A 6,634-nucleotide genomic window follows, 5' to 3' on the forward strand; every position below is an offset into this window, starting at 1 on the left:
CGCAGGGAGCCGCCGCCCTGTCCCACCTCGCGAGATCGATGCCGCTGCCTGCGGAGATCGCCTTCCTGGCGGGCCGCGTTCCGCCCGCCACCCTGAACCGGGCCGCCGCTCTCGCGCGGGATCTCGGCACCGACGCCGCGACCGTGCTCCTCAATGAGGGGTGGATCGCCGAGGACGCGTTCTATCGTGCCCTGGCCTACCGGCTCGACACCGAGTTCCTGGATCACGCCATTCCGCTCGGCGACGGCCTGTGCTACCGCCAAGCGGTCGCGGCCGGCGCGGCGCCCCTCGCCTGCGGGCACACCAGAAAGCTCGTCGCCGCGCCGCGCGGATACGCCGTCGCCCGGCTGATCGAGGCGGCGGAGCGCCTGGAGGGCCCGCCCGCCATCACCTCGCCGACGCGCCTGCGGGAGGCGGTCTTCGCCCAGTGCGGCCAAGCGATCGCGGAGGAGGCCGCCGACGGGCTTGCCCGGCATCGCCCGGAATGGTCGTGCCGGCCCGGGCCGCAGACCGTCGACCTGACGCTCGCCGGCCTCGTCCTCGCCCTCGTGGTCCTGTTGACGCGATTGCCGACCCTGACGAGCCTCGTGCTGCTGGCCCTGATCCAGGCGGCCATGCTGGCGCTCCTCACCGTCCGCCTCGCGGCGGTCGGGATCGCGACGACCGAGGCGCCGGAATCCGCCCCCGATGCGCTCCTTCCCGACGCGGCGCTGCCGACCTACACGGTGCTGGTGGCGCTCTTCCGCGAGGCCGCGGTGGTGCCGCGGCTGGTTCGGGCGCTCGGCCGGATCGATTATCCGGTATTATGCAGCAACCTCACCCAAAAGCGTTGAGGTGAGATTTTTAACAGAGAATGCGGCGTTTTGTCTCAAAAAGTGGTATAATTTACGAACCAGTATCAGCATTTTGCCGGTGATTAATCGCACGCTTTAAGGCTTATAACGATTGACGAAGGGAGCCTTAGTTACGATACACACCTTATCATATGCCGTTGCGATGCCTGCAGGACCATTTGCCGCTAAATGTCAAGTGGTGTCTTGCCAGCGGTTGCAGCAGGTGTTATGTGAGTATCGTGCCGAAATGAGATACCCACTCGCTTTGGCGCTGTGTCTACCCATTTAACCGGAGGGAGCCTATGGGAACTCAGCTTGAGCAAGCCCTGGTCGATCTGTTCCCACCTCAGGGGGACAGCGGCGTCTTCAACGTGAAGTTCTTCCGCGGTCGCAACCGAGAGGTGACGGCCGAGCAGCTTGCCGAGCAACTGCTTAGTGCCAACACGCAGGTAACCGAGGGTCGCGCTGTGCGCGTCACCAACGTAGACGGCGATCTCGCGGTCTGAGTGTTTGACGTCTAAGTTAAGTTGCGATAGCCACCGAGGACCAACCTCGGTGGCTTTTTTATGAACTTTATCGACCTTTATCGCTATGCCAATGGGCTGGGCGGACCGGCCGTTTCGGTCGAGGCCTTGCGCCGAAAGGTAATAGCAGAACACGCTACCGTCGGCGACGTAGAATTCTGGGGATGTGAGCTAGACTCCGATATTTCCCGCGGGCACATGGTGCTGCAACTTGATCGCAGTAGCCCATACGAAGCCCCATATATTGTTGCTAGTGTTCGCTTCGACAGAGAATTGGATACTTGCTGGCAACGTTTTGTTTGCTGCAAAGAACTTATGCATGTCTTTGACGACAGTCTTCAGCGTGTTGATCAAGCCGATAAGTTTCTTAAACTAATGGACGAACTAGAAAACAACCCTATCTACGTCAATCAATCCGAGATGTTTAAGTCTGAGCGTAATGCTGAATGGCAAGCACTTCTTGCGATATGCCCACCGCGGTTGAGGCAAGTTTATAAGGCTCGGTTTGATGCCGGGGAGATTGACAGAAAAGAAGCAGCTGCGATCCTCGGTGTTCCAGATGTGCTTATACGGACTATTATGAGCGACCAGTATGAGTTGACGCTCGAAAAACTTACTGGAGATACTCTCGACAAGCCCGCCCCCGGCACGCCGGTACCATTCGCCCCCAGAAAGAAACCCGTTCAGCAGTGATCTACGGGCAATGACCAGACGCGGACATTTTTGTGCTTGCCCGCGTCAGCAATGCGCCCCTGCAACACTGCCGTCCCGAGCGACTGGATGAGCCGGTAGGCCACGGCCTTCCGAAGCTGCGTGTCAGCTTCGTCCCACCCCTTCATACGGATCACGGCCAGCGCAATCTCTCGCGTGTTGAGGGGCTTTCCCGCTTCTTCCAATGCGCGCTTACAGAGTTTGAACATCTCCCCGTAGGCGAACAGCCGATTGAGGTGGGCGTAGGCGGGGAAGCGCGTCTGCGTTTCGGGCGACACCTCGTAAAGGGCTAGGACGGCTGTGACGCTGGATAGGTCGCGCTCTGCCTTGTCGATCTGCCGCCGCAATTCGGCAATGTGCGCCTCAATCTCATTGCGCTTGGCTTGAAGGGTTGTGACGATCTGAGGGAGAGCCATTAGGCGGCTCCCTTAGACAGGTGGTGGCGCTGCCAGTAGCCCTTCCACACCTGCGACGGCGGGTGACGGAGCGAGGCGCCTGCAATCATCTGATACTGTCCACCGTTGCTGACGCGGCGGTAGTTCTCACGCCAAGCCATCTCAGCGGCGTAGGCGGCGAGATAGGGACCGGCGATGCGGTGATGCACGCCCATCTCAGAGCGACGGAGGCGGGCAAAGTAGCTTTCAGCCTGATTGGTGCAGGCGTCGTCGGCGCTGTAGGCGACCTGATGGTTGATGCGGTGGGTCTTGAACGTCTTGTGGAGGCGATCCCAGCCCTTCGCCTCGTCAGCGTGGACGATGGAGCCAGGAAGAACGCGGGCCTCAATCGTGTCCACGCTCTCCGCCTCCGAACGGAAGGCGAAGGTAAGGGCCTTACCCTTGCGCTCGCGGATCACGACGACGACGCGGCGCTTGCCGGTCTGGTTCTCAGCAAGGCGACGGTCGCGCCGATCCTCCTTCATATTCTCCGGTCGGACGTGGCCGCCGAAATAGGCGCCGTCCACCTCCACCGTCCCCGACACCGTAGCGTCGGCAGTCTCAGCCGCCACGGCCTCGCGAAGCTTGTGAGCCATCACGAAGGCGGTGCGATACTGGCAGTCAAGGTCGCGGCTGAGTTGAAGCGCGGAATGGCCCTTGGCGCCGTTGGCAAAGATGGCGATAGCAAGAAGATGGTCGCGGATCGGCAGCTTGCGGCTGGCGAAGATGGTTCCGCTTGTGACGCTGAACTGATGGCGACAACCGGCGCACTTGAAGAGCTTGCGGGTCGCGATGAAGGAGTGCTTGAGGCAGCCGCAGCGCGGGCAGAAGGGCGCGCCCTCCGTCTCGGCCCAACGGATGGCTTTGAACGTCTCCCAAGCCTCGTCATCCGACATGCGGGCGACCTGGGAGAGGCTGAGGGAGCGGGCGGCGCGGGAGAGAAGAAAGTGCTGGGCCACGGCGCTCACCTGAACGTTTTGCGTTGAGGTGATTGTTATGGTCTGTTTGAAGCTAGGTCAACGCTTTTAATTGCCTTGACGGAAAAAACCTCAGGCGCTATCTCTTCGGTACGATGACACCTCAGCACTGCCGCGCCGCAAGAGCTTGGTTGGGTTGGTCGCAGGGCGACCTATCTCAGCGTGCCAACATCGGTCTCAGTACAATCCGCCAGTTTGAGAACGGATTGCGCACGCCGATCACCAACAATTTGCTGGCGATGCGGCGTGCGTTCGAGGATGCGGGGATCGTTCTCAACGACGATCCGGCCGGGATTACTTACGCGGGAACCGCGTCAGCCTCAGACAGGAACGGCACCGGGACGGCGCCATAATGCGAGAGGCCGCGCACGATCTTGGAGACCGTGCCGCCGTTGACGCAAAAGTAATGAGAAGTTCTACCCTGACTCCATCCGAGAACGAGCACGGCATGGAGGATGTGGCAGGCGGTGATGTGGTCGCAGGGAAACTCAGCCATAGGTCATCCTTCCGCGAATGCGGTTGATAGGGATGCTCCCGGCTTGAAATTGTCCCCTAAGGATGCGAAGTAGAGGGTGTGAGCCTCGCATCTCGGGATCTTCCAAGCCGGAAGCCTTCGCATGTGTGGTCCTGGCCGGGCTGGCATTCCCTCTTCCGAAGGGATTGCCGGCCCGACTGCTTTCTCTCCTGGCCCGAACCTATGCCGGAGAGCGGATAGATAGTTTCGTCACCTTACCTTGCCCTGCGATCAGACTGATCGTTCAAAAATCGTCGTCGCCCAAGTCTAAGTTTTGCTGTCCGCCATACGAGCGATTATACAGCTTCCAAAAAAATTCCTTGTTGTTGCTAGGTGTTGCGCGCAGCAAAGCCATCACACCCGATAACTGGCCCTTGAAATGCTCAAGTCCGGTTTCTGGGGTAAGGTGCTGATGGTGCCGGCGCTTTCTCTGCCATTTTTCATTCGGCGGGTTGACCCGATCAAGCTCGGGCAGAACGGGTGCTGGTAGAGGCTTATATAGCAAATTGCGGATTAGCTTGCTTGCGTATCTCGGTCCGCGGTTGTCTGGCGTGTAATTCCAGCCGTAAACCCTATATATTTCCTTTGTAAATTCAACCGGAACTTTCTGGGTCCAGGGCCTATGCTCTGGGAGTATGTATGCAGACAGGATTGTTTGAAGTTCGTTATGCGCTCTTAATGCCTGATAGCCTGTAGCTTCATCGACTAGCGCAACCATCGCAACTTTCGGAAGAGCATCCAGAAGCCGCTCTGCCATTTCGGCGATATGTCTTTGAGAATAATGGAGCTTATCTGCGCGTTTTGCGCTTACGAATACATTCAAGATTTCTGGAAAGGTCTCGGCGTCATGCCCGTATGCGATTGCCAGCCACCCCTTGTGGGGGGTGTAGCCGCCAAGCTCTGGCTTGTACATGATGGCCTTTGTCGACAGCTCTAAGTCTTTGGAAATAAACTCTTTTAGGTTCTGGGCGCGTAGGAATGCGGGGCCTTCGTCGACAGATGCACCTTCGCCGCCCTTTGCGGTTCTGGCGCGACCGAGAGCCAAGAGCATCCCTTGCTGGGAAAGCACGCGCTTGCCGTTGTCCAGAACGGCGCAGGCTATCGTGGAGCCGCCGATCTTCAACTCGCCTTCGGCAACGGCCCAAGGGATGGCGCCCGCGTCTGGCGAGCCCGGCGGATCAGCCCTGTTCTGATGCTTCGCCAAGGCGCCCTTGCGGGCGATGTCGCTGCGTTGCTCCGGCGTGAGGTTCTGCGCTCGGGCGCGACCACCCTTCCGCTGCGGGGAGTCCGACATGGCTCACTCCTGCTTGCTGACGACAGGAGTGTCTGCTTGCTAAGGCGAATTAGCAAGCAGGAAAACGACGCCCGATGAATTTCTGCTTACTGGACATGGGGAAGGCATGGACGGCTCGCGCTATCCATACCTTCCCCATACTTTAGCCGCGGATCGTGATCTCGATGGCCGCAGGATCGACGCCGAACGTGATTGCGAGACCCTCCTTAGCCTCGGCCATCGTCAACCCAACTTTAGGCAGAGGAGCATCTTCTGTCTGAGCAGGCTCAGGCATCGGCTCAAAATCAAGAGCATTGAAATCGATACCCTTATAATCCTTGGTCGAAATGTAGTCGTCGGTCGTGTAGTAGGCGACAGGATTGCGGCTGTCCCACTGAAGTCCGAAATCGCTCACTGCATAGTGACTAAATTTAACAAGCCATCGTCCCTTAGTCTCCGTTGACGGCACGACTTCGCTCACCTTGCCGATCATAAAAGCGTGACCATGGGTCTCTTTGCCCTCAACGCCAGGGTAATGAGCGTTGCGGCAGACGACGGCGTATTTACAGTTTCTTGCGCGGTTGCTGTCAAGAACCCAGGACTGCGTTCCACCACAGTCCAAAATTGTCTCGACAGACTTAAAAGTCAGTACGGAAATTACATTGTCAGGCATGGCTCACTCCTTCATCGAGGTGCACCGCTGCGCAGCGATGAAGGTATAGATACACTACGCTCAAAAAGTATCAAGATGTACCTTAGGGTATTTTATGTGCCCTAACATCTGTATCGTACCTCAACGCTTTTGGGTGAGGTTGCTGCATAATACCGCGATTATCCGGCGGCCAAGCTCGACATCAAGTTCCTGCTGGAAGCCGAGGATGCCGAGACCCTCGCGGCCTTCCGCGCCGTGCCGCTGCCGGCCCGGTTCGAGGTCGTGGTGGTCCCCGACGGCCAGCCCCGCACCAAGCCGCGGGCGCTCAACGCCGCCCTGCCCCTCGCCCGCGGCGCGCATCTCGTGGTCTACGACGCGGAGGACGTGATCGAGCCGGATCAGCTCCGCCGCGCCGCCACCCTGTTCGCCCGGGCTCCGGCCTCGACCGCCTGCCTCCAGGGGCATCTCGTCATCGACAACCAGGGCGACGGGCTGCTGCCGCGCCTGTTCGCCATCGAGTACGCGGCCCTGTTCGAGGTGCTGGGGCCGGCGCTCGCCGCGTGGCGCGTGCCGACGCCCCTGGGCGGAACCTCCACGCATTTCCGCGGCCTTATGGAGCAAACGCACCAACGCGGTGGCATACGCCATCGCTGATGATGGCGTATGCATTAATTAGAGGGGTTTTCAGCCGACCATTTATCCGCCGCGGCTATGAT

Annotated in this window: 9 protein-coding genes and 1 pseudogene; 5 read left to right on the plus strand and 5 right to left on the minus strand. The window is 59.4% G+C overall.

All coding sequences use genetic code 11. The features are described 5' to 3' along the window. Nucleotides 1-38 precede the first annotated feature (38 nt). From MFF26_RS07120 to MFF26_RS07130, 3 genes are all read left to right on the plus strand, one after another. A complete protein-coding gene (locus tag MFF26_RS07120) occupies nucleotides 39-833 on the plus strand; it encodes a hypothetical protein (protein WP_238307791.1) in 795 nt (264 codons plus the stop codon). 302 nt (nucleotides 834-1,135) lie between these two features. Continuing rightward, complete coding sequence (locus tag MFF26_RS07125; RefSeq protein ID WP_238307792.1) at nucleotides 1,136-1,339, plus strand: hypothetical protein; 204 nt, start codon at nucleotides 1,136-1,138, stop codon at nucleotides 1,337-1,339. Nucleotides 1,340-1,399: 60 nt separating this feature from the next. Then, nucleotides 1,400-2,050, plus strand: a complete 651-nt coding sequence (locus MFF26_RS07130; RefSeq protein WP_238307793.1) for a hypothetical protein — start codon at nucleotides 1,400-1,402, stop codon at nucleotides 2,048-2,050. On the opposite strand, the gene MFF26_RS07135 is transcribed toward MFF26_RS07130, so the two are convergent. Together MFF26_RS07135 and MFF26_RS07140 are read right to left on the minus strand one after the other, a co-directional pair. Further along, complete coding sequence (locus tag MFF26_RS07135; RefSeq protein ID WP_238307794.1) at nucleotides 2,041-2,484, minus strand: hypothetical protein; 444 nt, start codon at nucleotides 2,482-2,484, stop codon at nucleotides 2,041-2,043. The two genes, MFF26_RS07130 and MFF26_RS07135, sit on opposite strands and share 10 nt — an antisense overlap. After that, complete coding sequence (locus MFF26_RS07140; RefSeq protein WP_238307795.1) at nucleotides 2,484-3,461, minus strand: IS1595 family transposase; 978 nt, start codon at nucleotides 3,459-3,461, stop codon at nucleotides 2,484-2,486. Before MFF26_RS07140 ends, MFF26_RS07135 begins: the two co-directional genes overlap by 1 nt. 113 nt (nucleotides 3,462-3,574) lie before the next feature. On the opposite strand from MFF26_RS07140, the gene MFF26_RS07145 reads away from it, so the two are divergent. Further along, nucleotides 3,575-3,832 (plus strand): helix-turn-helix domain-containing protein, encoded by a 258-nt coding sequence (locus MFF26_RS07145; RefSeq protein WP_238307796.1) that lies wholly within the window; start codon nucleotides 3,575-3,577, stop codon nucleotides 3,830-3,832. On the opposite strand, the gene MFF26_RS07150 is transcribed toward MFF26_RS07145, so the two are convergent. The 3 genes from MFF26_RS07150 to MFF26_RS07160 form a co-directional block, all read right to left on the minus strand. Next, complete coding sequence (locus tag MFF26_RS07150) at nucleotides 3,778-3,975, minus strand: hypothetical protein (protein ID WP_238307808.1); 198 nt, start codon at nucleotides 3,973-3,975, stop codon at nucleotides 3,778-3,780. The two genes, MFF26_RS07145 and MFF26_RS07150, sit on opposite strands and share 55 nt — an antisense overlap. 262 nt (nucleotides 3,976-4,237) lie before the next feature. Further along, nucleotides 4,238-5,287, minus strand: coding sequence for a P63C domain-containing protein (locus tag MFF26_RS07155; RefSeq protein ID WP_238307797.1), 1,050 nt, complete (start codon nucleotides 5,285-5,287; stop codon nucleotides 4,238-4,240). A gap of 142 nt (nucleotides 5,288-5,429) precedes the next feature. Then, nucleotides 5,430-5,939: a hypothetical protein gene (locus tag MFF26_RS07160; protein ID WP_238307798.1), complete on the minus strand. Its 510-nt coding sequence runs from the start codon at nucleotides 5,937-5,939 to the stop codon at nucleotides 5,430-5,432. A gap of 156 nt (nucleotides 5,940-6,095) precedes the next feature. Between MFF26_RS07160 and MFF26_RS07165 the strand changes: the two are divergent. After that, nucleotides 6,096-6,524, plus strand: a pseudogene (locus MFF26_RS07165) (glycosyltransferase); the annotation flags it as partial. Nucleotides 6,525-6,634 lie beyond the last annotated feature (110 nt).

The organism is Methylorubrum suomiense (genome assembly GCF_022179765.1).
In the GTDB taxonomy this organism is placed as follows: domain Bacteria; phylum Pseudomonadota; class Alphaproteobacteria; order Rhizobiales; family Beijerinckiaceae; genus Methylobacterium; species Methylobacterium suomiense.